Origin of the sequence: Pseudomonas solani (assembly GCF_026072635.1) — a bacterium.
In the GTDB taxonomy this organism is placed as follows: domain Bacteria; phylum Pseudomonadota; class Gammaproteobacteria; order Pseudomonadales; family Pseudomonadaceae; genus Metapseudomonas; species Metapseudomonas solani.
Genome location: NZ_AP023081.1, coordinates 830,779 through 855,051, shown reverse-complemented (window position 1 = coordinate 855,051; position 24,273 = coordinate 830,779). Strand labels below are relative to the sequence as shown.

21 protein-coding genes and 1 pseudogene are annotated in these 24,273 nt (G+C 67.6%); 19 read left to right on the top strand and 3 right to left on the bottom strand.

Features of this window, described 5'->3' with window-relative positions; genetic code table 11:
• Position 1 precedes the first annotated feature (1 nt).
• The 14 genes from PSm6_RS04055 (at position 2) to PSm6_RS03990 (ending at position 17,589) form a co-directional block, all read left to right on the top strand.
• On the top strand, positions 2-493 hold the full coding sequence (locus PSm6_RS04055) for a chemotaxis protein CheW (RefSeq protein ID WP_021217174.1): 492 nt from the start codon (positions 2-4) through the stop codon (positions 491-493).
• Positions 490-1,755 (top strand): CheR family methyltransferase, encoded by a 1,266-nt coding sequence (locus PSm6_RS04050; protein WP_021217173.1) that lies wholly within the window; start codon positions 490-492, stop codon positions 1,753-1,755. The genes PSm6_RS04055 and PSm6_RS04050 overlap by 4 nt, the downstream gene beginning before the upstream one ends.
• On the top strand, positions 1,745-2,425 hold the full coding sequence (locus tag PSm6_RS04045; RefSeq protein WP_021217172.1) for a chemotaxis protein CheW: 681 nt from the start codon (positions 1,745-1,747) through the stop codon (positions 2,423-2,425). The genes PSm6_RS04050 and PSm6_RS04045 overlap by 11 nt, the downstream gene beginning before the upstream one ends.
• Positions 2,422-4,695, top strand: a complete 2,274-nt coding sequence (locus PSm6_RS04040; RefSeq protein ID WP_021217171.1) for a hybrid sensor histidine kinase/response regulator — start codon at positions 2,422-2,424, stop codon at positions 4,693-4,695. The genes PSm6_RS04045 and PSm6_RS04040 overlap by 4 nt, the downstream gene beginning before the upstream one ends.
• Positions 4,692-5,681 (top strand): chemotaxis response regulator protein-glutamate methylesterase, encoded by a 990-nt coding sequence (locus PSm6_RS04035; protein WP_021217170.1) that lies wholly within the window; start codon positions 4,692-4,694, stop codon positions 5,679-5,681. Before PSm6_RS04040 ends, PSm6_RS04035 begins: the two co-directional genes overlap by 4 nt.
• Before the next feature lie 181 nt (positions 5,682-5,862).
• On the top strand, positions 5,863-6,891 hold the full coding sequence (locus tag PSm6_RS04030; protein WP_021217169.1) for a diguanylate cyclase: 1,029 nt from the start codon (positions 5,863-5,865) through the stop codon (positions 6,889-6,891).
• 214 nt (positions 6,892-7,105) lie between these two features.
• Positions 7,106-8,242 (top strand): IS481 family transposase, encoded by a 1,137-nt coding sequence (locus PSm6_RS04025; protein ID WP_265169608.1) that lies wholly within the window; start codon positions 7,106-7,108, stop codon positions 8,240-8,242.
• 434 nt (positions 8,243-8,676) lie between these two features.
• The gene (locus PSm6_RS04020; RefSeq protein WP_021219501.1) at positions 8,677-10,716 is read left to right on the top strand and encodes an XrtQ-dependent VIT and vWF-A domain protein; all 2,040 of its coding nucleotides are present in this window, start codon (positions 8,677-8,679) and stop codon (positions 10,714-10,716) included.
• Positions 10,713-12,059, top strand: a complete 1,347-nt coding sequence (gene xrtQ / locus PSm6_RS04015; RefSeq protein WP_021219500.1) for an exosortase Q, long form — start codon at positions 10,713-10,715, stop codon at positions 12,057-12,059. The genes PSm6_RS04020 and xrtQ overlap by 4 nt, the downstream gene beginning before the upstream one ends.
• A gap of 103 nt (positions 12,060-12,162) precedes the next feature.
• A protein-coding gene (gene prfB / locus PSm6_RS04010) for a peptide chain release factor 2 (RefSeq protein ID WP_148304291.1) occupies positions 12,163-13,258 on the top strand; the annotation gives its coding sequence in 2 pieces (ribosomal slippage) (positions 12,163-12,234 and positions 12,236-13,258; 1,095 coding nt in all).
• Between the two features lie 74 nt (positions 13,259-13,332).
• A complete protein-coding gene (gene lysS, locus PSm6_RS04005) occupies positions 13,333-14,838 on the top strand; it encodes a lysine--tRNA ligase (protein ID WP_021219498.1) in 1,506 nt (501 codons plus the stop codon).
• Between the two features lie 114 nt (positions 14,839-14,952).
• Positions 14,953-15,666, top strand: a complete 714-nt coding sequence (locus PSm6_RS04000) for a TetR/AcrR family transcriptional regulator (protein WP_021219497.1) — start codon at positions 14,953-14,955, stop codon at positions 15,664-15,666.
• A 70-nt stretch (positions 15,667-15,736) separates the two neighbouring features.
• Positions 15,737-16,291, top strand: coding sequence for a hypothetical protein (locus tag PSm6_RS03995; protein WP_021219496.1), 555 nt, complete (start codon positions 15,737-15,739; stop codon positions 16,289-16,291).
• A gap of 2 nt (positions 16,292-16,293) precedes the next feature.
• Positions 16,294-17,589, top strand: coding sequence for a flavohemoglobin expression-modulating QEGLA motif protein (locus tag PSm6_RS03990; protein ID WP_021219495.1), 1,296 nt, complete (start codon positions 16,294-16,296; stop codon positions 17,587-17,589).
• Here the strand turns inward: PSm6_RS03990 and PSm6_RS03985 are convergent.
• The gene (locus PSm6_RS03985) at positions 17,546-17,797 is read right to left on the bottom strand and encodes a hypothetical protein (RefSeq protein WP_265169605.1); all 252 of its coding nucleotides are present in this window, start codon (positions 17,795-17,797) and stop codon (positions 17,546-17,548) included. The two genes, PSm6_RS03990 and PSm6_RS03985, sit on opposite strands and share 44 nt — an antisense overlap.
• Before the next feature lie 16 nt (positions 17,798-17,813).
• On the opposite strand from PSm6_RS03985, the pseudogene PSm6_RS03980 reads away from it, so the two are divergent.
• The 4 genes and pseudogenes from PSm6_RS03980 to PSm6_RS03965 all read left to right on the top strand — a co-directional run bounded on the left by PSm6_RS03980 (position 17,814) and on the right by PSm6_RS03965 (position 20,265).
• A pseudogene (locus tag PSm6_RS03980) lies at positions 17,814-18,559 on the top strand (TIGR00266 family protein).
• Positions 18,556-19,437 (top strand): alpha/beta hydrolase, encoded by an 882-nt coding sequence (locus PSm6_RS03975; protein WP_265169603.1) that lies wholly within the window; start codon positions 18,556-18,558, stop codon positions 19,435-19,437. Before PSm6_RS03980 ends, PSm6_RS03975 begins: the two are co-directional and overlap by 4 nt.
• Positions 19,434-19,757: a PA3694 family proteiin gene (locus PSm6_RS03970; RefSeq protein ID WP_021219492.1), complete on the top strand. Its 324-nt coding sequence runs from the start codon at positions 19,434-19,436 to the stop codon at positions 19,755-19,757. The genes PSm6_RS03975 and PSm6_RS03970 overlap by 4 nt, the downstream gene beginning before the upstream one ends.
• Positions 19,758-19,764: 7 nt before the next feature.
• Positions 19,765-20,265 (top strand): O-acetyl-ADP-ribose deacetylase, encoded by a 501-nt coding sequence (locus PSm6_RS03965; RefSeq protein ID WP_021219491.1) that lies wholly within the window; start codon positions 19,765-19,767, stop codon positions 20,263-20,265.
• Between the two features lie 210 nt (positions 20,266-20,475).
• Here PSm6_RS03965 and PSm6_RS03960 read toward each other — a convergent pair whose 3' ends face one another.
• Positions 20,476-22,743, bottom strand: a complete 2,268-nt coding sequence (locus PSm6_RS03960; protein WP_265169600.1) for a heavy metal translocating P-type ATPase — start codon at positions 22,741-22,743, stop codon at positions 20,476-20,478.
• 75 nt (positions 22,744-22,818) lie between these two features.
• Here PSm6_RS03960 and cadR point away from each other — a divergent pair, with 75 nt between their 5' ends.
• Positions 22,819-23,286, top strand: a complete 468-nt coding sequence (cadR, locus tag PSm6_RS03955; RefSeq protein ID WP_021219489.1) for a Cd(II)/Pb(II)-responsive transcriptional regulator — start codon at positions 22,819-22,821, stop codon at positions 23,284-23,286.
• Positions 23,287-23,408: 122 nt separating this feature from the next.
• On the opposite strand, the gene PSm6_RS03950 is transcribed toward cadR, so the two are convergent.
• Entirely contained in the window at positions 23,409-24,146 is a 738-nt protein-coding gene (locus PSm6_RS03950) for a hypothetical protein (RefSeq protein WP_265169598.1), read from the bottom strand.
• Positions 24,147-24,273 lie beyond the last annotated feature (127 nt).

Genomic DNA, 24,273 nt, shown 5'->3' with positions numbered 1-24,273 from the left:
TATGACGATCCGCACGACTCGCCAGCAGCCGCGACGGGGGCGGCTGTACCTGCTGTTCGGCATGGGCAGCGACCGCTACGCCCTGGACGTACGCGACGTACTGGAGGTGATGCCCCTGCGCCAGCTCAAGCGCGTGGCCGGAGCGCCCACCTGGGTGGCCGGCGTTTTCGACTGGCGCGGCTCGCCGGTTCCGGTGCTTGATCTCGGCGCCCTGGCTTTCGGCGAGCCCGCCCGCCCGCGCACCAGCACCCGGCTGGTGATGGTGCGTTATGCCGGGCACAGTCTCGGCCTGATCCTGGAACAGGCCACCGAGACCCTGCGCTGCCAACCCGAGGCATTCCAGGACTACGGGCTCGATGGGGGCGAAGCGCGTTACCTGGGGCCGGTTTTCCGCAGTGCACAAGGGCTGGTGCAGCGTGTCGAGGTCGCCGAGCTGCTCGGTGAAGAGGCGCGCGCACTGCTGTTCCCCACCGATGCGGAGGCCGCATCATGAATTCGCGCTTCGAGCGCCTGCTCAAGGAGCGCATCGGCCTCGATGTCGAGTCGGTCGGCCGTGAGCTGGTGGAGCGCGCCATACGCCTGCGCATGCAGGCCATCGGCTGCCGGGGCGAGGACGAGTACTGGCTGAGCCTGGAGTCGTCCCACGGCGAGCAGCAGGCCCTGGTCGAGGCCGTCGTAGTGCCTGAGACCTGGTTCTTCCGCTACCCCGAGTCTTTCGTAGCCCTGGCCCGGCTGGCCTTCGAGCGCCTGCCGCGCCTCGCCTCCGGGCGCCCGCTGCGAGTGCTGAGCCTGCCCTGCTCCAGCGGCGAGGAGCCGTACTCCATCGTCATGGCCCTGCTCGATTCAGGCTTTGCCCCGGCACTGTTCCAGGTGGATGCGCTGGACGTCAGCGAGAAGGTGCTGGAGCGCGCGCGCCAGGCCGTCTACGGGCGCAATTCGTTCCGTGGCGAGGAACTGGGCTTCCGCGACCGCCACTTCCTGGTCGTCGAGGATGGCTATGTCCTCACCGATCAGGTCCGGCGCAAGGTGAACTTCCGCCACGGCAACCTGCTGGCGCCGGGGCTGCTGGCCGGCGAGGCGCCCTACGATTTCGTCTTCTGCCGCAACCTGCTGATCTATTTCGACCGGCCCACCCAGGCCCAGGTGCTGGCGGTACTGAAGCGCCTGATGAGTCCCGAGGGCGCGCTGTTCGTCGGCCCCGCCGAAGCCAGCCTGGTGAGCCAGGATGGCATGCGCGCGCTGGATCTGCCGCAGTCCTTCGTCTTCCTCCCCGGCACCGCCCAGGCTCCGCGCGTTGTCGCTACACCGCGTCCGACTGTGGCGCCCGCGCGACCCGCCGCGCCGGTGGCGAAGGCCAAGGCGCCGCCGGCCTTCGCTCGCCCGCTGCACACCCCGAGCGCGCCCCGGCCGGTGGTGCCCGCGCCTGCGCCGGGCCGGGACGGCGCCGCCGAACTGCTGGAGATCGCCACGCTGGCCAATGCCGGGCGCAGTGCCGAAGCCCGCGCCGCCTGCGAGCGCCACCTGGCGGCCCACGGCCCCTCGGCAGCGGTGTTCTACTGGCTCGGGTTGCTCTGCGACGTGGCCGGGCAGCAGCAGGAGGCCCAGGACTACTACCGCAAGACTCTCTACTTGCAGCCCGGGCACGCCGAAGCCCTGGCCCACCTGGCGGCGCTGCTCGCCGCGCGCGGCGACCTGGCCGGCGCCCGGCGCTTGCAGGAGCGCGCCAGTCGTGGAGTGAACGACCATGATCGATAGCCATACCTTGCGCTTGGACGACGCCCAGGCGCCCATCGACGACTGCTGGAACCGCATCGGCGTACATGGCGACAAGAGCTGCGAGCGTCTGCACGAACACATCCATTGCCGCAACTGCGAGGTGCACGCTGCCGCCGCCACCCGCCTGCTGGATCGCTATGCCTTGCACCGCGAGCTGGACGAGGAGCAGGCGGCCGAGGAAGAAAGCCTCGGCGAAACCCGCTCCACCCTGGTGTTCCGCCTTGGCGACGCCTGGCTCGGCCTGGCCACTCGGCAACTGGTGGAGGTGGCGCCGCAATCGCTGATCCACTCCCTGCCGCACCAGCGCTCCCTCGGGCTGTTGGGGGTTACCAATGTGCGTGGCGCCCTGGTGGCCTGCCTGTCGCTAGTGGAAGTGCTCGGCCTGGAGCCGGGCCAGGGCGGCGCCCAGGAGCGCCGCGTGGTACCGCGCATGCTTATCGTCGCCAGCGACGACGGCCCGGTGGTGGCACCGGTGGACGAGGTGGACGGCATCCACGCCATTCCCCTGGGCGCGGTGGTGGAGGCCGGCCGGGGTGCCGCCCAGGTGGCGCGGCCCTTCGCTTCCGGCGTGGTGCAGTGGCGCGGGCGCAGCGTCACCCTGCTGGACGAATCGATGTTGCAGCAAGCCATCGCCAGGAGCCTTGGATGACCCCGGACCAGATGCGTGATGCCTCGCTGCTGGAGCTGTTCAAGCTGGAGGCCGAGGCGCAGACCCAGGTGCTCGGCAGCGGGCTGATGGTGCTGGAGCGCAACCCGCGCCAGGCCGACCAGCTGGAAGCCTGCATGCGCGCCGCCCACTCGCTCAAGGGCGCGGCGCGCATCGTCGGCATCGATGCCGGCGTGCGCATCGCCCACGTGATGGAAGACTGCCTGGTGGGCGCCCAGGAAGGCCGCCTGCACCTGCAATCCGAGCATATCGACGCGCTGCTGCAAGGCTCCGACCTGCTGCTGCGCCTGGGCTCGGCGGCCGGTGCCGACTGGGCCGACAAGGACGGCCGCGCGGATATCGACGCCCTGGTGGAGCGCCTGCAGGCGCTGGCCAGCGGGCAGCGCGTGGCCCCCCGCGAGCCGGTGGCCCGGCCCGAGCCCGCTGCCGAACCCGTGGCGGCGCCCGTCGTGGCCGCACCCGAGGAAGAACCCGTGGCATCCGCCCCAGCGGCCGGCGAGAACCGTGATCGGGTGTTGCGGGTCAGCGCCGAGCGACTCGACCACCTGCTGGACATCTCCAGCAAGTCGCTGGTGGAGTTCCAGCGCATCAAGCCCCTGGGGGATTCGCTGCAACGCCTCAAGCGCCTGCAGGCCAGCGCCGTGCGTTCCCTCGACGGCGTGCGCGAGGCGGTGCAGGACGACGCCATGGATGCGGCCTCCCGCGCCATGCTGGCCGAGGCCCGGCAACTGCTGGGCGAATGCCAGCAGATGCTCGCCCGGCACATGGCCGATCTCGACGAGTTCGGCTGGCAGGGCGGCCAGCGCGCCCAGCTGATGTACGACGCGGCGCTGGCCTCGCGCATGCGCCCCTTCGCCGACGTGCTCGCCGGCCAGGCGCGGATGTTGCGCGATCTCGGTCGCAGCCTCGGCAAACAGGTGCGCCTGGATATCGAGGGCGAGAACACCCAGGTCGACCGCGACGTGCTGGAGAGGCTCGAAGCGCCGCTGACCCACCTGCTGCGCAATGCCGTCGACCATGGCATCGAAAGCCCGGCACTGCGGGCCGAGCGTGGCAAGCCGGAGGAGGGGCGCATCCTCCTGCGCGCCCGTCATCACGCCGGCATGCTGGTGCTGGAGCTGCGCGACGACGGCGCTGGGGTCGACCTGGAGCGCCTGCGCAGCGCGGTGATCGAGCGTGGTTTCGCCACCGTCGAGACCGGCGCGCGGCTCGACGAAGACGAACTGCTGGCCTTCCTTTTCCTGCCCGGCTTCAGCATGCGCGAGCAGGTCACCGAGGTGTCCGGGCGCGGCGTCGGCCTGGACGCGGTGCAGCACATGGTGCGCCAGCTGCGGGGCGGCGTGCGCATGGAGCAGCGCCAGGGCGAGGGCTCCAGCTTCCACCTGGAGGTGCCGCTGACCCTGTCGGTGGTGCGCAGCCTGGTGGTGGAGATCGGCGGCGAGGCCTATGCCTTCCCCCTGGCCCATATCGAACGCATGACCCGGGTGCCCGCCGAGGCGCTGGTGCAGCTGGAAGGCCGCCAGCACTTCTGGCACGAGGAGCGCCACGTCGGCCTGGTGGCCGCCAGCCAGGTGCTGCAACGCCCCGAGGGCGAAAGCGATGGCGACGGCTTGGCAGTGGTGCTGGTGCGCGAGCGCGAGGCGCTCTACGGCATCGTGGTCGACCGTTTCATCGGCGAGCGCACCCTGGTGGTGATGCCGCTGGACCCGCGTCTGGGCAAGGTCCAGGACGTGTCCGCCGGTGCGCTGCTGGACGACGGTACGCCGGTGCTGATCCTCGATGTCGAGGACATGCTCAAGTCGGTGGGCAAGCTGCTCGGCAGTGGCCGCCTGGAGCGCGTCGGCGGCCTGGCCCGGCAGGGCGCGGGCAGCCGCCGCAAGCGCGTGCTGGTGGTGGACGACTCGCTCACCGTGCGCGAACTGGAGCGCAAGCTGCTGCTCGGCCGTGGCTACGAGGTGGCGGTGGCGGTGGACGGCATGGACGGCTGGAACGCCCTGCGCTCCGAAGCCTTCGACCTGCTGATCACCGACATCGACATGCCGCGCATGGACGGTATCGAGCTGGTGACCCTGGTGCGCCGCGACAGCCGCCTGCAATCACTGCCGGTGATGGTGGTGTCCTACAAGGACCGTGAAGAGGACCGGCGCCGTGGCCTGGACGCCGGTGCCGACTATTATCTGGCCAAGGCCAGTTTCCACGACGAGGCGTTGCTGGATGCGGTGGTCGTGCTGATCGGGGAGGCGCAGGGATGAGGATAGGGATCGCCAACGACATGCCCCTGGCGGTGGAAGCGCTGCGCCGGGCCCTGGCCCGCGAACCGGCCCACCAGATCGTCTGGATCGCCGGCAACGGCGCCGAAGCGGTGCGCTTCTGCCAGGAGGACACTCCGGACCTGGTGCTGATGGACCTGCTGATGCCGGAGATGGACGGTACCGAGGCGACCCGGCGGATCATGGCCCAGTCGCCCTGCGCGATCCTCATCGTCACCGTAGACAAGGAACAGAACATCCATCGCGTGTTCGAGGCCATGGGCCACGGCGCCCTGGATGCGGTGGACACGCCCGCGCTGGGCACCGACCACGAGCGCGACGCAGCGGCGTTGCTGCGCAAGATCCAGAACATCGGCTGGCTGATCGGCCAGCGCGTGGGCAGCCGCGGGGCTCGCGAGCCCTCGTGCCGGCAGTTGGTGGCCATCGGTGCCTCGGCCGGCGGGCCCGCGTCCCTGGCGCAGTTGCTCAAGCAGTTGCCGGCCGGCTTCGCGCCGGCGGTGATGCTGGTGCAGCACGTCGACGAAACCTTCGCCGCCGGCATGGCCGAGTGGCTGGGCAGCGAGTCCAGCCTGCCTGTACGCCTGGCTCGCGAGGGCGAGCCGCCGCAGCCCGGCCAGGTATTGCTGGCGGGTACCAATAACCATATGCGCCTACTGCGCAACGGTGAACTGGCCTATACCGAAGAGCCCCGCAGCCATGTATACCGCCCCTCCATCGATGTGTTCTTCGACAGCCTGGTGGCGCATTGGCGGGGCGAGGCGGTGGGCGTGCTGCTCACCGGCATGGGCCGCGATGGCGCGCAGGGGCTGAAGGCCATGCGTGAAAGGGGCTTCCTCACCATCGCCCAGGACCAGGCCAGCAGCGCCGTATACGGCATGCCCAAGGCTGCGGCGGCGCTGGATGCGGCCGTGGAGATCCTGCCCTTGCAGCGGATCGCACCCAGGCTCGTGGAGGCGTTCTCGCGTTGATGGTTTCTCGGGCCGGGGCGCTGCGGTCGGGTCTTGGTGCGTTCGTGCAGCCCGGGGCATCGACGGTGCAAGCCGGGCGGCTCGTTTTTTTGGCGGCGGCGTACCCGTGCCGCGCATTATCATTGGCCGTGCACAGAGGTTGTCTGCGTGTCGTGTGAGGCCTGTAGGCCTGGAGAAAGTTATGCATTACCCCTATCGCAATCAGGCCGAAACGTACTCGTTCACCGAGAATAAGGTGATGGTGCTGCTGGTCGATGATCAGGCGATGATCGGAGAGGCCCTGCGCCGCGCCCTGGCCGATGAGGCCGGAATCGATTTCCATTTCTGCGCGGACCCGCTGACGGCCGTCGAGGTTGCCCGGCAGATACGCCCGACGGTGATCCTCCAGGACCTGGTGATGCCCGGCGTCGACGGCATCAGCCTGCTGGCCGACTATCGAGCCGCCGCCGAGCTGCGTGACATCCCCATCATCGTGCTGTCCACCCGTGACGATGCAGCGATCAAGAGCACCGCATTCGCCGCCGGCGCCAACGATTACCTGGTCAAGCTGCCCGACACCATCGAGCTGGTGGCGCGCATCCGCTACCACTCCCGCTCCTACCTCGCCCTGCAGCAGCGCGACGAGGCCTACCGCGCCCTGCGCGAGAGCCAGCAGCAGCTGCTGGAAGCCAACCTGGTGCTGCAGCGCCTGATGAACTCCGACGGCCTCACCGGGCTGTCCAACCGCCGCCACTTCGATGAGTACCTGGAAATGGAATGGCGCCGTGCCTTCCGTGAACAGACCTCGCTGTCGCTGCTGATGATCGATGTGGACTACTTCAAGGGCTACAACGACCACTTCGGCCATATCGCCGGGGACGACGCCCTGCGCCGAGTGGCCGAAACCCTGCGCGAATCCTGTACGCGCTCCTCCGACCTGGCTGCGCGCTATGGCGGTGAGGAGTTCGCCATGGTGCTGCCGGGCACCTCCAGCGGCGGCGCGCGCCTGCTGGCGGAAAAGGTCCGGCGTGCGGTGGAGGCCCTGGGCATCCCCCATGACCTGCCCCAGGACGGAGCCTCGCTGAGTGTGAGCATTGGCGTCTCGACCCTGACGCCCAAGACCGGCCAGGTGTCGCTGTTGCTGGTGGACCGCGCCGACCAGGGGCTGTACATGGCCAAGAACAACGGCCGCAACCAGGTGGGGCTGGTAGCCGATACGCCCGGCGCCTAGCTTTTTGCCTGCGCTCCGCACAGATATGTAGGGGCCTGCAGGGGCGACTTCAGTCGCCAAGCGGCGCATAGCGCCGCCGCTCTGAGGACCCAACAGCATGAGCGCGTGCCGTAGGGTGTGCCGCGTGTTCAGCCGGGGGACATAGGTGACAGGTGTCGGGAGACATAGGTAACGCATTTAGGCTTACGGAATCCTTCGAAGAGGAGTTCGAGCGATGCCGTGGCAGGAGTGCACCACCATGTCGATACGACGTGAATTCGTACTGTTGGCCCAACACCCGCAGAGCAACATCCGGGAGCTCTGTCGACGCTATGGCATCAGCCCCAAGACGGCTTACAAATGGCTGGAGCGATATCAAGAACTGGGGGATTCCGGCCTGCAGGATCAGTCCCGTCGTCCGCTGACGAGTCCTGGACGCAGCAGCGCCGAGCTGGAGCGAGAGGTGGTGCGCCTGCATCACCAATTCCCTTATTGGGGCGCTCGCAAGCTGCTCCATCTGTTGCCAAAGGCCATGGATCGCCCTCATCACAGCACCCTCGATGCGATTCTTCGGCGCCATGGCTGCCAGGTGCGCTATCACGCCGAGGACGTACAGGCGCCAGCTACCCATCGCTACGAGCACAAGCGGCCAAACGAGCTCTGGCAGATCGACTTCAAGGGCAACTTCCATCTTTCGGACCGCAACTCACCACGTTGCCACCCGCTGACGGTACTCGATGACCATTCACGCTTTGCGCTCTGCCTGGAGGGCTGTGAAGGGGAACGCCTGGAGCTGGTGCGCCCCAAGCTGGCCACGGTTTTCCGTCGCTATGGGCTGCCATGCCGGATAACGGCCGACAACGGCCCGCCCTGGGGCTCAAACATCGAGGGCGGCCTATCTGCGATGGAGGTCTGGCTGATGCGCCTAGGCATCGACGTCAGTCATAGCCGCCCTTACCACCCACAGACCCAAGGCAAGCTTGAGCGTTTCCATCAAACCCTCAAGCATGAGCTGCTGCATCGCAGCTTCAGTGACATGGAGCACTGCCAGCGCGTGATGGACCAATGGCGAGACCAGTACAACCAACAACGACCTCATGAGGCGCTGGGCCAGTTACCACCGATATCGCGCTATCAGCCAAGCCTAAGGGCGTACCCGGAGCAATTGCCGGAAATCGAGTACGAGCCGGAGGACAAGGTGCTCAAGGTAGGGGGAACCGGACAGGTGCAATTCAAAGGGAAAAGCCGGTTCGTCGGTGGTGGGTTATTGGGCGAGCGAATCGCAATACGCCCCACCGGTGTGGATGGTGTCTACGATGTGATTTTCATCCATAAGACAATCCGCCAGTTCGACCTGAGAGAGAAGAAGTAACGACCAGCAACCCGTTACCCATGTCCCCCGACAAGCGTTACCCATGTATCCCGGCTAAACACCGCGCACCGCCGCTCGGTGCCTTCGGTGAGCCCCAGGTGCGCGCAGCACACCCTACGTCCTGAGTGAGTGGCGGCTGCATGCTCCGGGGCCGGGTTGCAACTCCCTTCAACAGGCCAAAAGCCAAGCCACGTTCCAAGGGCGTGGATGTTGACTCGCGAACGGTCTACCCCAGGCAAAAAAAGCCGGTGGAGGTAAAAAACGACCTCCACCCTACGCGCCGGTCAGGTCCGCAGGGCTGAACTCGCAGGCGCGAATTCATTCGCGACTGGCGATCACCGCATAACTCCACATAAACACCACGGGCCCTGCAAATTGCGTCCACACAGGCTGGCGAACATGGCTGCACGATCCTTTTCCATGGAGTGCACCGCATGTACCGCCCGCCCTTGTCTTCCCGCTCGCCCGGCCGCTGGCTGCTGGCGTTGTTCCTCGTGCTGTGCGGCGTGGCGCCGTGCCTGGCCGAGGAGGCTGCGGAACGTGGCGAGAGCCCCTATTTCGCGGTGGATAACGCCGAGCCGGGCGTCGATGGCCTGCCGCTGAAGTCCACCCGCGTGGAGGTGCAGGTGCTGGGGGTGATCGCCGACGTGAAGGTGATCCAGCAGTACCGCAACGAGGGCTCGCGGGCCCTGGAGGCGCGCTACGTGTTCCCCGGCTCCACCCGCGCGGCGGTGCATGGCATGACCGTGCGCCTGGGCGATCGCGAGCTGCATGCGCAGATCCGCGAAAAACAGAGCGCCCAGCGCGAGTACCAGGAGGCCAAGAGCGCTGGCAAGACCGCCGCCCTGCTGGAGCAGGAGCGCCCCAATGTGTTCCAGATGAGCGTGGCCAACATCCTCCCCGGCGACGTGGTGGACGTGGAGCTGCGCTACACCGAGCTGCTGCTGCCCACCGATGGCACCTACCACTTCGTTTTCCCCACCGTGGTCGGGCCGCGCTACAACGGCGCACCGGGGCAGCCGAGCCACAAGGCCGAGCCCTGGGTCTCCACATCGCACCTGGCCGAGGGCGACCCTGGCCGCAGCACCTTCTCCCTGCAGGTGGACCTGCAATCGCCCACCGCCATCGACGAAGTCGTCTCGCGTACCCACCGCATCGCCCGCCAGGCCATCGCGCCCCGGCACACCCGGGTGACCCTGGAAGAGGGGCAGGGGCCGGGCAACGACCGTGACTTCATCCTCGACTACCGCCTGGGCAGCGAGGTGTTCGAGAGCGGCGTGCTGCTGTCCCGTGGCGCCGAGGAGAACTTCTTCCTGGCCATGGTGGCGCCGCCGGCGGCGGTGAAGGCCAGCAGCATCGTGCCGCGCGAATACATCTTCGTGGTGGATATCTCCGGCTCCATGCACGGCTTCCCGCTGGACACCACCAAGGTCCTGCTGCGCCGGCTGATCGGCGGCCTGCGCCCGGTGGACAGCTTCAACGTGCTGCTGTTCTCCGGCAGCAGCAGCCTGCTGGCGCCGCAGTCGCAGCCGGCTACCAAGGCCAACATCGAGCAGGCGCTGACGATGCTCGACACCCAGATGGGCAGCGGCGGCACCGAGCTGCTGCCGGCGCTGCGCCAGGCGCTGGCGATGCCGGCGGATGCGGAGCGCTCGCGCAGCTTCGTGGTGGTCACCGATGGCTACGTGACGGTGGAAACCGAGGCCTTCGAACTGGTGCGCAACAACCTGGGCAAGGCCAACCTGTTCGCCTTCGGTATCGGCAGTTCGGTGAACCGCGAGCTGATCGAGGGCCTGGCACGGGCCGGGCAGGGCGAGCCCTTCGTGGTGCTCGACGACAGCTCGGCGCAAGCCGAGGCCGAACGCCTGCGGCGGATGATCGACTCGCCGGTGCTGGTGCACCCCAAGCTGTCCTTCAGTGGCCTGGAGACCTATGACGTCGAGCCGCTGGCGCTGCCCGACCTGTTCGCCCAGCGCCCGCTGGTGGTGTTCGGCAAGTGGCGCGGCGAGCCCCGTGGCGTGCTGCAGGCCGAGGGCATCGCCGCCAGCGGCCCCTGGCGCAGCGAAGTGCCGATCGAGGCGGGCAAGGTGCTCGATGGCGACCAGGCCCTGACCCATCTGTGGGCGCGGCACCGCATCGCGTCGTTGATGGACCAGGAGGCCCTGGAGGGCGGCTTCGGCTACAGCCAGCAGATTCTCGACCTGGGCCTGAAGTACAGCCTGCTGACGCCCTACACCTCGTTCATCGCCGTGGACCAGGTGGTGCGCAACCCCGACCCGGCCGGCAGCGCCACGGTCAAGCAACCACTGCCGCTGCCCCAGGGTGTGAGCGCCCAGGCCATCGGCACCGCCGAGGCGGGCTCCGCCACCGGCGGCATCCTCGTGCCGAGCACGCCGGAGCCGGCCACCTGGGCGATGTTGGCGCTGGCCCTGCTGGGCATGGGTTGGGTGACCCGCCGCCAGGTGCGTAGGTGAAGGCCCGCGCGCTGCCGGGCTGGGCCTGGCTGCTGGCGCCGGTGCTGGCGCTTTGGCCGGTGTGGCTGTGGAGCCTGCGGCGCATGGGCGATGGCTCGGACGACCCCTACGGCGTGGTGGCGCTGGTGGCCCTGCTGCTGGGGCTGTGGCGCGAGCGCCGCAGCTTCCTGGCGACGCCCCGGCGCAGCTGGCTGCTGGTGTCGCTGGCCCTGGCGGCGCTGGCCATTCTCGGCAGCGCGTGGGTCCCGGCCCTGGGGCGCGGCGTGCTGGCGGTGCTGGCGGTGATCGCCACCACCCTGGCGCTGCGCCGCCCGGGCCAGCCGGTGCTGGCCTGGCTGGGCCTGGGATTGCTGGCCTTGCCGATCCTCTCGTCGCTGCAGTTCTTCGCCGGTTACCCGCTGCGCCTGGTCACCGCTGAAGCCAGCCTCTGGCTGCTGCGCGGCCTGGGCCACGAGGTGCAGCGCCTGGGCACGGCGCTGCAGGTGAACGGGCAACTGGTGATGGTGGATGCGCCCTGCTCGGGCGTGCACATGGCTTGGGTGGCCTACTTCACCGCCTTCGCCACTGCCGCCTGGCTGCGCCTGGGGGACAGGCAGCTGCTGCGACGCCTGCCGTGGATCGGCCTGCTGGTGCTGGGCGGCAACAGCCTGCGCAACACCCTGCTGGTGCTGCAGGAGGCCGGGCAATCGAACTGGCCGGCGTGGATGCACGAGGCCACCGGGCTGCTGGTGTTCATCGGTGTCTGCGCCCTGGTGCTGCGCACCGTGGCGGCGGGGCAGGGCGCGGTGCGGGCGTTGCCCGCCACGACGGCGACCGGCGTGGCGCCCTGGCACAACGGGCGCTGGCTGGTGGCGGCGTCATTCCTGCTGCTGGGCGTGGGGTCGCTGCTGGGCCGGCCGATGGCCGAGGCCCGCCCCGTTGCCGCCTTCGTCGAGTGGCCGCAACGTTTCGAGGGCGAGCGCCTGCGGCCCCTGGCGCTGTCGCCGGTGGAGCAGCGCTTCGCCGCGCAGTTCCCTGGGGCCATCGCCCGCTTCAGCACCGGCTCGCGGGTGGTCACCCTGCGCCATGTCACGGCGGCCACGCGCAAGCTGCACCCGGCGGCGGACTGCTACCAGGGCCTGGGCTACGTGATCCGCGCCATCGCCCTGCGCCAGCGCCCCGGCAATGGCGGGCTGCAGCGCTGCTTCGTGGCCGAGGGGCAGGGGCCGGCGCTGCAGGTCTGCGAGTACATCGAGGACGCCGTCGGGCAGAGCTTCAGCGACAATTCCAGCTGGTACTGGGCGGCGCTCAGCGGCCGTTCCAGCGGGCCCTGGCGGGCGGTGACGGTGGCCGAAGCGCTGTAGTCCGACGCCGGGTCTACGGTGGTCGGGCGGGCTGCCCGGCGGGTTTCGAGTCGGGTATACTCGCCGGCTTTTCCGAAAGTTTTGCCTGAGAGCGCTTCCAGCCATGGAAATCAACCCGATCCTCAATAGCATCAAGGACCTCTCCGAACGTACCCAGACCATTCGGGGGTATCTTTGACTACGATCACAAGCATGATCGTCTCGTCGAAGTAAACCGCGAACTCGAAGACCCCAACGTCTGGAACAACCCGGAGTACGCCCAGAATCTTGGCCGTGAGCGTTCGCTCCTGGCGCAGATCGTCGAAACCCTCGACGAGCTGACCGGTGGCCTGGCCGACTCCCGCGACCTGCTGGACATGGCGGTCGAAGAGAACGACGAAGGCGCGGTCAACGACGTCGCCGCCGAAGTCGAGCGCCTGCGCGAGATCCTCGAGAAGCTGGAATTCCGCCGCATGTTCAGTGGCGAGATGGACCCGAACAACGCCTACCTGGACATCCAGGCCGGTTCCGGCGGCACCGAAGCCCAGGACTGGGCCAACATGCTGCTGCGCATGTACCTGCGCTGGGCCGACAAGAACGGCTTCAGCGCCGAGATCGTCGAACTGTCCGAAGGCGAAGTCGCCGGCATCAAGGGCGCCACCGTGCACATCAAGGGCGAATACGCCTTCGGTTGGCTGCGCACCGAGATCGGCGTGCACCGCCTGGTGCGCAAGAGCCCGTTCGACTCCGGCAACCGTCGCCACACCTCGTTCACCGCGGTGTTCGTCTCCCCCGAGATCGATGACAACATCGAGATCGAGATCAACCCGTCCGACCTGCGCATCGACACCTACCGCTCCTCCGGCGCGGGCGGTCAGCACGTGAACACCACCGACTCGGCCGTACGTATCACCCACGTACCGACCAACACGGTGGTCGCGTGCCAGAACGAACGCTCCCAGCACGCCAACAAGGACACCGCCATGAAAATGCTGCGGGCCCGGTTGTACGAGCAGGAGATGCAGAAACGCAACGCCGCGTCCCAGGCGCTGGAAGAGACCAAGTCCGATATCGGCTGGGGCCACCAGATCCGTTCCTACGTGCTCGACCAGTCGCGCATCAAGGACCTGCGTACCGGCGTCGAGCGCAGCGATTGCGACAAGGTGCTGGACGGGGATCTCAACGAGTACCTCGAAGCCAGCCTGAAACAAGGTCTCTAAAGCCGCTGCGCTTGTTCTTTTAGCGATAACTTTTCACCAGGCGCCAACACGCCGAAGCAGGAACCACCAAGACCATGAGCGACCAACAACCCGACCAGCACGAACTGCAACAGGAAGAGAACAAGCTGATCGCCCAGCGCAAGGAAAAGCTTGCCGCCGTGCGTGAGGCGAAGGCCATCGCCTTCCCCAACGACTTCCGCCGCGATGCCTATTTCGCGGACCTGCAGAAACAGTACGCGGACAAGACCAAGGAAGAGCTGGAAGCTGCAGCCATCCCGGTCAAGGTCGCCGGTCGCATCATGCTCAACCGTGGTTCCTTCATCGTCCTGCAGGACAGCACCAGCCGCCTGCAGGTCTATGTGAACCGCAAGACCCTGCCGGAAGAGACCCTGGCCGAGATCAAGACCTGGGACCTGGGCGACATCATCGGCGCCGAAGGCACCGTGGCCCGCTCCGGCAAGGGCGACCTGTATGTCGACATGACCAACGTGCGCCTGCTGACCAAGGCCCTGCGCCCGCTGCCGGACAAGCACCACGGCCTGACCGACACCGAGCAGCGCTATCGCCAGCGCTACGTCGACCTGATCGTCAACGAGGAAACCCGCCACACCTTCCGCGTGCGCTCCCAGGTCATCGCCCACATCCGTCGCTTCCTCTCCGATCGCGGTTTCCTCGAAGTGGAAACCCCGATGCTGCAGACCATCCCCGGCGGTGCCGCGGCCAAGCCCTTCGAAACCCACCACAACGCCCTGGACATGGCCATGTTCCTGCGTATCGCGCCGGAGCTGTACCTCAAGCGCCTGGTGGTCGGTGGCTTCGAGAAGGTCTTCGAGATCAACCGCAACTTCCGTAACGAAGGCGTTTCCACCCGGCACAACCCCGAGTTCACCATGCTCGAGTTCTACCAGGCCTACGCCGACTACGAAGACAACATGGACCTGACCGAGGAGCTGTTCCGCGAGCTGGCCCAGGCCGTGCTCGGCAGCACCGACGTGCCCTACGGCGACAAGGTGTTCCACTTCGGCGAGCCCTTCGCGCGCCTGTCCGTGTTCGACGCCATCCTCAAGTACAACCCGGAAATCACCGCGGCTGACCTCAACGATGTCGAGAAGGCCCGTGTCATCGCCAAGAACGCCGGCGCCAAGGTCCTCGGCCACGAAGGCCTGGGCAAGCTGCAGGTGATGATTTTCGAGGAACTGGTGGAGAGCAAGCTGGAGCAGCCGCACTTCATCACCCAGTACCCCTTCGAAGTCTCGCCGCTGGCGCGCCGCAACGACAACGACCCGAGCGTCACCGACCGCTTCGAGCTGTTCATCGGTGGCCGCGAGATCGCCAACGCCTACTCCGAGCTGAACGACGCCGAAGACCAGGCCGAGCGCTTCATGCTGCAGGTCAAGGAGAAGGACGCCGGTGACGACGAGGCGATGCACTTCGACGCCGACTTCGTCAACGCGCTGGAATACGGCATGCCGCCCACCGCCGGTGAAGGCATCGGTATCGACCGCCTGGTGATGTTGCTGACCAATTCGCCGTCTATTCGTGACGTCATCCTGTTCCCGCATATGCGGCCCCAGGCCTGACGCGTGAGAAAAGCCGCCTTCGGGCGGTTTTTTCTTGGCCGGCGTTGAGTTGAATAGCCGGAGAAATGGTCGAAACTGTCTTGCATCCCAGCTGAACCCGGAGGTCCATGCATCTTGCCCAAGTCGTCCCGTAGCGACAGTGCCGCCCAGGCGGCCAGCGCCCTCGCCGAAAGTGTCCAGTACCAGGGCCGCAAGGCCAGCCGGCAGGGCAGCGAGCAACGCCGCCAGGCGATTCTCGATGCCGCCATGCGCATCATCGTGCGCGACGGCGTGCGCGCGGTGCGCCACCGCGCCGTGGCGGCGGAGGCGGAAGTGCCGCTTTCGGCCACCACCTATTACTTCAAGGACATCAACGACCTGATCACCGACACCTTCGCCCAGTTCGTCGAGCGCAGCGCCGAAGCCATGGCCGCGTTCTGGGGCAGCGTCGAGGGTGACCTGCAGGGCATGGCGGCGGCTCTGAGCCGCGATGGTGCCTCGCGCCGGCAGATGACCGACGAGATCGTCGAGATGGCCATCCAGTATGTGCGCCGGCAACTGATCGAGAACCGCGTGCAGCTGCTGGCCGAGCAGGCGTTCCGCCAGGAGGCGCTGATCAACGCCGGCCTGCGGCCGCTGGCCGATGCCCACCGTGGCATCCTCTCCCAGGGCGCCGAGCACTTCTTCCAGGTACTGGGCTCGGATGAGCCGGCCGAGGACGCCAAGGTGTTGACGGCCATCATTCTGCGGATGGAATATCAGGGCCTGCTCGATGGGGTGGACAACCTCGATATCGACGAGATGCGAGCCGTGCTCAAGCGCTACCTCTACCTGGTGATGGGGCTCTAGAACACGGTACGAGACCCCGCATTCAGGCCACCTGTCTTGCGGGGTTTTTCATGGTCACAAGGAGAGCGAAATGAAACCCTGGCGCGCATTGGTCGCCCTGTCCTTCCTGCTGCTGAGCGGGTGCCTGGTCACCTTGCGGGACCCGATCCCGGCCCATGAGCCGGCGCCGATCCCGCTGCTGGGCGACTGGACGCGCAAGGACGAGTGGGGCGAGCGTCTCTACCTGGAGATCAGCCGCGCCGGCTCCAACCTGTACAAGGCCCGTACCTACGAAGGCAGCAAGGACAACCTCGACAGCCTCCAGGAGTACGGCTTCACCGTCGCCCACCATGGCCGCCGCTGGTACCTCTCCGCCGGGCTGCCGAAGAAGTGGGGCGCCAATTTCGCCGTCGCCGGCTTCGAACTCACCACCGACAACGAACTGGTGATCTACAACCTCGATGTCGAACGCCTGCACCAGGAGCTGGAGCACGGCACCTTCGAGGGCGCCAGCGTGGAGATGCCCGAGGGTGATGGCGTGCTGCTGAACACGCCCTGGGAGAAGATCCAGGCCTGGCTGGACGACCCGGCCAACTCCGACGTCTTCGTCGAGGTGGCGCGCTACCAGCGTTCCACCGAGGAGTGAGCATGAGCCGGCGCCAACTGCCCGACGACTACCAGAACATCGTCCGTACCCTGTCCGACCGTATCGTCCATGCGCAGACGCCGATCCGCGTGCTGGACGCCATCAAATGGGACGACAGCGTTCGCCAGGGCTTCCTCAAGCACAAGGGCAAGGCCATGCCCGAGGTGGACCGCGCCTATTACGAGAGCCGGCCGCTGGCCTTCGACTCCTCGGCGAAGAAGCTGGAATTCCAGAACATCGAGCGCGACATCACCCGCCAGCTGGGGCAGTTCAACCCGGTGGGGCAGATCATGCGGCGCATGTGCAAGGAATACCGCATGGTGATCCGCATGCTCGAAGCGCGCGGCACCGCCGACTTCGGGTTGATCTCCCAGGAGCTCTACGGCGCCGCCTCCGACGCCTTCCACGCCGGTGACCCGACCCTCTCCGACCTGGGGCTGATGCTCTCGGACTACCTGAACAAGATCGACGACCGTGGCGACCTCAAGGACGAGCCCAAGACGCTCACCGCCAAGGACGCCGTGGCCATGCTGCAGAGCCGCCTCAGCGCGGTGTTCGGCGAGGGCGACGACACCATCCGCGTGTTCGAGTCCGACGGCATCGTCGCCGACGCCGCCGCCGGTGCCGACTACATCAAGGTGCGCGCCGACGCCATGTTCAACGAACGCGACGTGCGCGCCCTGGAAGTGCACGAGGGGCTGGTGCACGTCGGCACCACGCTGAACGGCCAGAACCAGCCGATCTGCACCTTCCTGGCCAAGGGCCCGCCGTCGTCCACCGTGACCCAGGAAGGCCTGGCCATCCTCATGGAAGTGATCGCCTTCGCCTCCTACCCCACGCGCCTGCGCAAGCTCACCAACCGCACCCGTGCCATCCACATGGCGGAGGAGGGGGCCGACTTCCTCGAGGTCTACCACTTCTACCGCGAGCAGGGCTACGGCATGGCCGAGAGCTACGGCAACGCCAGCCGGGTGTTCCGGGGCTCCTCGCCGGACGGCCTGCCCTTCACCAAGGACCTGTCCTACCTGAAGGGCTTCATCATGATCTACAACTACATCCAGCTCGCCGTGCGCAAGGGCAAGCTGGAGCAGATCCCGCTGCTGTTCTGCGGCAAGACCACCCTGGAAGACATGCGCACCCTGCGCCAGCTGGTGGACGAAGGCCTGGTGGCACCGCCCAAGTATCTGCCCCCGCAGTTCCGCGACCTCAACGCGCTGTCGGCCTGGATGTGCTTCTCCAACTTCCTCAATCACCTCAGCCTGGATCGCATCGAAGCGGATTACGCGAATATTCTTTAAACGCTAGCTGGAAGCTTGAGGCCTGAAGCTGGAAGAAAAAGCCTACGAGGTCGGCCAGCAAATGGCCTGGATGAAAAACCGCTGCAACAGATGAATGCTTGATACCCGAGGTGACGCCCAGCACGCTTTCCAGCTTCCAGCTTCCAGCTTCCAGCTTCCAGCTTCCAGCTTCCAGCTTCCAGCTTCCAGCTTCCAGCTCCAGGCTCACTGAGGACCCAATCAAAATGCCCAGCCATCAGCTCGACTACGAAATCCTCGGCGCTTCGGCGCAGACCGTTGAGATCATCCTCGACCCGCAGGAAACGGTGATCGCCGAAGCCGGGGCGATGAACTACATGACCGAAGGCATCCGCTTCGAGGCGCGCATGGGCGACGGTTCCTCCAGCGGCGTGCTGGGCAAGTTGTGGGGGCGGGCAAGCGCCTGCTCACCGGCGAGTCGCTGTTCATGACCCACTTCACCAACGAGGGCCGTGGCCAGCAGCGGGTCGGTTTCGCCGCGCCCTACCCGGGCACCGTGGTGCCCATCGACCTGGCCCAGGTCGGCGGGCGCCTGGTGTGCCAGAAGGACGCCTTCCTCTGCGCCGCCCACGGCACGCAGATCGGCATCGCCTTCAACAAGCGCATCGGCGCCGGCTTCTTCGGCGGTGAGGGCTTCATCCTGCAGAAACTCGAAGGCGACGGCCTGGCCTTCGTGCATGCCGGCGGCACGGTGATCCGCAAGGAGCTGAACAACGAAACCCTGCGCCTGGACACCGGTTGCCTGGTGGCCTTCACCACGGGCATCGACTACGACATCGGTCTGGCCGGTGGGCTGAAGAGCATGCTCTTCGGCGGCGAGGGCATCCTCCTGGCCACCCTCAAGGGCACCGGCACGGTGTGGATCCAGAGCCTGCCCTTCTCGCGCCTGGCCGAGCGCATCTACGAGGCCACCTACAAGGCGCGCGAGGAAACCCGCGCCGGCGGCCAGTGACCCGTTCCTGCCTCCTGCTGCTGGTCCTGCTGCTGCAGGGCTGCAGCGGGCTGCTGTTCTACCCCGAGCGCCAGCTGCCCTTCACCCCCGAGCGCGCCGGCCTGGCCTACCGCGATGTCGAGCTGGTCACCGCCGATGGCCTGCGCCTGCATGGCTGGTGGCTGCCGGCTGCGGCGGGTGTCGAGGTCAAGGGCACGGTATTGCACCTGCACGGCAATGGCGGCAATGTCGCCTCGCACCTGGGTGGCAGCTGGTGGCTGCCGGAGCAGGGCTACCAGGTGTTGCTGCTGGACTACCGTGGCTACGGCCGCTCCGAGGGCAGCCCCTCGCTGGCGGGGGCCTACCTGGACATAGACGCCGCCTTCGCCTGGCTCGACCGCGCGCCCGAGGTGCAGGGCAAGCCGCTGGTGCTGCTGGGCCAGAGCCTGGGCGGCGCCATGGCGGTGCACTACCTGAGCGAGCACCCCGAGCGCCGTGCCCAGCTGCGCGCGCTGGTGCTGGACGGCGCGCCGGCCAGTTACCGTGACGTGGCTCAATTCACCCTGGGCAATGCCTGGTTAACCTGGCCGCTCCAGGTGCCGCTGTCCTGGCTGGTGCCTGATGGCGACAGCGCGATCGGTGCGATTGCCGGTCTGCAGGGCTTGCCGATGCTGATCTACCACAGCATCGACGACCAGGTGGTGCCTCTTTCCAATGGCGTGCGCTTGTATCAAGCTGCGCCGCCGCCGCGGGTGTTCCAGCCGACTCGTGGCGGCCATGTGCAGACCTTCGCCGACCCCACCTGGCGGGAGGTGATGCTGCGCTACCTCGAAGACCCGAACGGTTTCGTCGGGCTGCGACGGCTGGCTGAAGTCCCGAATACAGAGAGTCCCCAATGAGCGAACGCAACCCCATCCCGCTGATCCTCACCGGCGTCGGCACCATCATCGGCACCGTGATGGTCCTCTGGTACTACGGCTACCTGCACTTCGCCAAACCGGAAGATGCGCTGCTGCTGTCCGACTTCACCATGCTCAAGACCGTTCCCGGCGAGGACTACAAGGTCTCGCTGACGCCCGCCACCCAGGTCGCCCAGTGCATCGACGGCGTGCTGGTGCTGTTCGACACCGAGCAGAAAGGCCTGACCGGCGTGCTGGTGAACAACAAGAAACAGGCCGTGCGCTGCATGGGCCAGGAGACCCCGCAAGAGGTCAAGTGAGGGCAGGATGAAGGTCGAGGTCTGGCAGGGCGACATCACCCGCCTGGACGTGGACGCCATCGTCAACGCGGCCAATTCCTCGCTGCTCGGCGGCGGTGGCGTGGATGGTGCGATCCACCGCGCCGCCGGCCCGGAGCTGCTCGCCAGTTGCCGTGAGCTGCGCGGTTGCCCCACCGGCGAGGCGCGCATCACCCCGGGCTTCCGCCTGCCGGCGACCTTCGTCATCCACACGGTCGGCCCGATCTGGGCCGGCGGCAGCAAACGCGAGCCCGAGCTGCTCGCCAGCTGCTACCGCAACAGCCTGGCCCTGGCGGAATCCGCCGGCGTCGCCAGCATCGCCTTCCCGGCCATCAGCTGCGGCGTCTATGGCTACCCGCTGGAAGCCGCCGTGCGCATCGCCGTCACCGAACTGCGCCGCCCACGCCCGACCGGCAGCACCCTGCAGCGCGCGCTGCTGGTGGCCTTCTCCGAAGACATGGCACGTCTCTACCGCGACGCCCTGGCCTGATCCGGCGGCTTTTGCGCCCATCGCTCTTCCCCGCCCGGTTATGGATGGGGCCCTACGCAACTGGCATTACTCCGTGCCGATCCTGGCGCCCCCCTGGTGGAGGTAAAAAGCGACCTCCACCCTACGCAGCGGTCATGCCCGTGCGGCGGGGCCGGCTGCTTTTGTAGGGGCGACTTGAGTCGCCAAGCGGTGCGCAGCGCCGCCATTCGCTCACCGCGCCCCACGCAACAACCGCAAGCCGTTGAACACCACCAGCAAGCTGGCGCCCATGTCGGCAAACACGGCCATCCACAGGGTGCCCATGCCGGCCAGGGTGAGGGCGAGGAACAGCGCCTTGATGCCCAGGGCCAGGACGATGTTCTGCACCAGCACCGCGTGGGTGCGGCGCGAGAGGCGGATGAACAGCGGCAGCTTGCGCAGGTCGTCGTCCATCAGCGCCACGCCGGCGGTTTCGATGGCGGTGTCGGTGCCGGCGGCGCCCATGGCGAAGCCGATATCGGCGCGGGCCAGGGCCGGGGCGTCGTTGATGCCGTCGCCGACCATGCCGATGCGCTGGCCGCCCTGCTGGCGACGTTCCACTTCCCGCAGCTTGTCCTCGGGCAGCAGGTTGCCCAGGGCTTCGTCGATGCCCACCTGGGGGGCGATGGCGGCAGCGGTATGGGGGTTGTCGCCAGTGAGCATCAGGGTGCGCACCCCGAGCTGGTGCAGCTCGGTCACCGCCTCGCGGCTGGTTTCGCGCACGCCGTCGGCCACCGCGAACAGGGCCATCGGGCCTTCGGCGTCGAGCAGGACGATGGCTGTCTTGCCTTCGCGCTCGAGACTATCCAGGCGCATCTCCAGGGTGCTGGAGCACAACCCCAGCTCCTCCACCAGGCGATGGTTGCCCAGGTGGTAGAGGCGCCCGCCGATCAGCCCCTTGACCCCACGGCCCGGCAGCGCGGCCAGGTCGTCGACGCCGTGCAGGGCGATGCCGTCGGCCTCGGCGGCGCGGGCCAGGGCCTGGGACACCGGATGGTCCGAGCGCGCGGCGAGGCTGGCGGCCAGGGCGCGCGCCTCATCGGCGCGGCCCTCGCGCAGGGGCACATAGTCGGTCTGCTGCGGGCGGCCTTCGGTGAGGGTGCCGGTCTTGTCGAGGGCGACCCAGGCCAGCTGGCGGCCCATTTCCAGGTACACGCCGCCCTTGACCAGCACGCCACGGCGCGCGGCGGCGGCCAGGCCGCTGACCAGGGTCACCGGGGTGGAGATCACCAGGGCGCAGGGGCAGGCGATCACCAGCAGTACCAGGGCGCGGTACACCCAGTCGAGCCAGGCGCCCTGTATCAGCAGCGGCGGCAGCACGGCGGTGAGCAGGGCGAGGACGAACACCGTGGGCGTGTAGATGCGCGAGAAGCTGTCGACGAAGCGCTGGGTCGGTGCGCGGGTGCCCTGGGCTTCTTCCACGGCGTGGATGATGCGCGCCAGGGTGCTGTCGTTGGCGGCGCGGGTGACGCGGTATTCCAGCTCGCCCTCGCCGTTGATGGTGCCGGCGAACAGCGGGTCGCCCGGCTCCTTGTCCACCGGCAGGCTCTCGCCGGTGATGGGCGCCTGGTTGACGCCGGAGCGGCCCACCAGCAGCTCGCCGTCCAGGGCGATGCGCTCGCCGGGGCGCACGCGCACCCGGGCATCGGGGCGCACCTCGCTGGCCGGCACCTCGCGCCACTGGCCGTCCACCTGCACGGTGGCCTGTTGCGGGGCCAGGTCCAGCAGGCCACGGATGGCGTTGCGCGCGCGGTCCAGGGACTTGGCTTCGATCAGCTCGGCGAGGGCGAAGAGCACGCTGACCATGGCCGCCTCGGGCCACTGGCCGATGAGCAGGGCGCCGGTCACGGCGATGCTCATCAGGGCGTTGATGTTGAGGTTGCGGTTCTTCAGGGCGATCCAGCCCTTGCGGTAGGTGGGCAGGCCGGCGGTGGCGATGGCCAGCAGCGCCAGGCCGGCTTCCAGCCACACGGGCCCGAAGCCGAACCATTCGCAGGCTTCGGCGGCGAGCGCGGCGACACCGGCCAGTGCCAGGGGCCACCAGGGTTTGTCGGCCGGCTTGGCTGGGGGCGAGGCGGCGTCCAGCGGTTCGGCCTGCATGCCCAGCTGGGCCACCAGCTTCTGCAGCGGCGCCAGCTCGGTGAAGCGATGCTGCACCTTGAGCACACGCTGCATCAGGTTGAACTCCAGCGCTTCCACCGCTGCGACCTTGCCCAGGGCATCCCGCAGCAGGCGTTCCTCGGTGGGGCAGTCCATGGCGTCGATGCGCAGGCTGCTCCAGCGCAGCTCGCCCAGGGGCGCATCCATGGCCTCGGTCGCCAGGGCGGGTTGGGCATGCTCGTGGGCATGGCCGTCGTGGTCATGGTGATGGTCATGGCCGTGCGCATGGCCATGATCGTGCCGCGCCGGGCTGGGACGCGGGTTCGAATGATCGTGGTTGCAGCAGTTGTCCTGGCTCATCGCGGACTCCATTGACGGGAATGGTGCTGATTGCACACCCTGTAGCAACTACAGAGTCAAGCAGGGGAATGAACCATGAAGATCGGCGAGCTGGCACGACTGACCGATTGCCCGGTGGAGACCATCCGCTACTACGAGCGCGAAGGGCTGCTGCCGGAGCCGTCCCGCAGCGAGGGCAACTACCGCCAGTACACCCAGGCCCACGTGGAGCGCCTGGCCTTTATCCGCCACTGCCGTTCCCTGGACATGACCCAGCAGGAAATCCGCGAGCTGCTGCGCCTGCGCGACAGCCCCGAGGCGGACTGCACCGCCGCCAACCGGCTGATCGACGAGCACATGCATCATGTGGAGGTGCGCATCGCCGAACTGCGTTCGCTGCAGGAACAGCTGCGTGCCCTGCGTGCCCATTGCCAGATCGCCGGCAGCAGCGAGTCCTGCGGGATTCTCCGTGAGCTGGAGCAGCCGGCGCCGCCCAGCGTGATCTCCGATTCCTGCGCCGAGGCTGGGCACCTGCATGTGCCGGGGGTGCACAAGCGGCATTGAGGGTGCGGCGTTTCATCTGCAACGGTGTGCCGTTCTCGGCTCCGCCTGGTGGATGAGAAGAGCGTCATCCACCCTACATAGCGGTCATGTCCGTGCGCTGCGCAGCGCCGCCATCTGGCGGGCTACTGGGCTTCGAACACGAAGGGGTTCTGCGGATTGGGGAACCGCAGGCGGTGGTGTTCCGCCGGTGTCTTGCTGCCGGGTTGCAGGTAGTCCACCCGCAGGCCAACCGACTCGTTATCGACGGTCTCTTCCAGGTAGGCATTGCTCGGATAGAGGACGCTGCCTTGGGGGGCTTCGCGCACCGCCGCGCAGGAGGCGAACAGTGGGGGCAGGTTGTAGAGCGTCTGCCCTTGCACCAGCAGCACCTGGGTGTAGCGATCGGCACGGCCACTGCCCTTGGCCGGCAGCTCCAGGCAGAAGGATTCGCCGTTGCGCCAGGCGGTGATGCTGTAGAGCCCCTCCGGGTCGATCGAGGCGCCGGCCTGCCAATCGGTCGGGGCGAGGTCGGTGACATCTGCCAGGCTCCAGTGGCGCTCGCCGATGTCCAGGCGCTGGCCGTCGAAGGCGATCTCGGGCATGCCCGCTGGCGGCTCACCTTCCAGCGCGCCCGGGGCGCTCCATTGCTCCGAGTCGTAGCGCTTCACCGCTGCCGCCATGGCGTTGACCCAAAGGCACTGCTGCGCCTCGGTGCAGGCCAGGGACAGCTCGCTGCCGGCCCCTTCGAACAGGTTGCCGCCGAGGGACCGGTAGAAGGCCTCGTAGCCTTCGAAACGCAGGGGCTCGGCCGGTGCCGAGAAGGGCAGGGCGGTGCAGAAGGCGAGTGCCAGAACCTGGCGTGAGCGGGCGAATGACGGCATTTTCCCTGATCTCCGGGGCGCGATGGCTTGCATCCTAGCGAGGCGGCCGGCCTTGCGGAAACGGCGATCGGCGCGGCGCCAAGTCGCGCACAAAAAAGCCCGCCGGGGAGGCGGGCTTTTTCATTAC

Coding starts and splice junctions, on each gene's coding strand:
- PSm6_RS04040 (WP_021217171.1), top strand. CDS start 2,422: ATGACCCCGGACCAGATGCGTGATGCCTCGCTGCTGGAGCTGTTCAAG.
- PSm6_RS04020 (WP_021219501.1), top strand. CDS start 8,677: ATGTACCGCCCGCCCTTGTCTTCCCGCTCGCCCGGCCGCTGGCTGCTG.
- PSm6_RS04035 (WP_021217170.1), top strand. CDS start 4,692: ATGAGGATAGGGATCGCCAACGACATGCCCCTGGCGGTGGAAGCGCTG.
- PSm6_RS03995 (WP_021219496.1), top strand. CDS start 15,737: ATGAAACCCTGGCGCGCATTGGTCGCCCTGTCCTTCCTGCTGCTGAGC.
- PSm6_RS03965 (WP_021219491.1), top strand. CDS start 19,765: ATGAAGGTCGAGGTCTGGCAGGGCGACATCACCCGCCTGGACGTGGAC.
- lysS (WP_021219498.1), top strand. CDS start 13,333: ATGAGCGACCAACAACCCGACCAGCACGAACTGCAACAGGAAGAGAAC.
- PSm6_RS03950 (WP_265169598.1), bottom strand. CDS start 24,146: ATGCCGTCATTCGCCCGCTCACGCCAGGTTCTGGCACTCGCCTTCTGC.
- PSm6_RS03970 (WP_021219492.1), top strand. CDS start 19,434: ATGAGCGAACGCAACCCCATCCCGCTGATCCTCACCGGCGTCGGCACC.
- PSm6_RS04045 (WP_021217172.1), top strand. CDS start 1,745: ATGATCGATAGCCATACCTTGCGCTTGGACGACGCCCAGGCGCCCATC.
- PSm6_RS04050 (WP_021217173.1), top strand. CDS start 490: ATGAATTCGCGCTTCGAGCGCCTGCTCAAGGAGCGCATCGGCCTCGAT.
- PSm6_RS03990 (WP_021219495.1), top strand. CDS start 16,294: ATGAGCCGGCGCCAACTGCCCGACGACTACCAGAACATCGTCCGTACC.
- PSm6_RS04030 (WP_021217169.1), top strand. CDS start 5,863: ATGCATTACCCCTATCGCAATCAGGCCGAAACGTACTCGTTCACCGAG.
- PSm6_RS04055 (WP_021217174.1), top strand. CDS start 2: ATGACGATCCGCACGACTCGCCAGCAGCCGCGACGGGGGCGGCTGTAC.
- PSm6_RS03960 (WP_265169600.1), bottom strand. CDS start 22,743: ATGAGCCAGGACAACTGCTGCAACCACGATCATTCGAACCCGCGTCCC.
- cadR (WP_021219489.1), top strand. CDS start 22,819: ATGAAGATCGGCGAGCTGGCACGACTGACCGATTGCCCGGTGGAGACC.
- PSm6_RS04025 (WP_265169608.1), top strand. CDS start 7,106: ATGCCGTGGCAGGAGTGCACCACCATGTCGATACGACGTGAATTCGTA.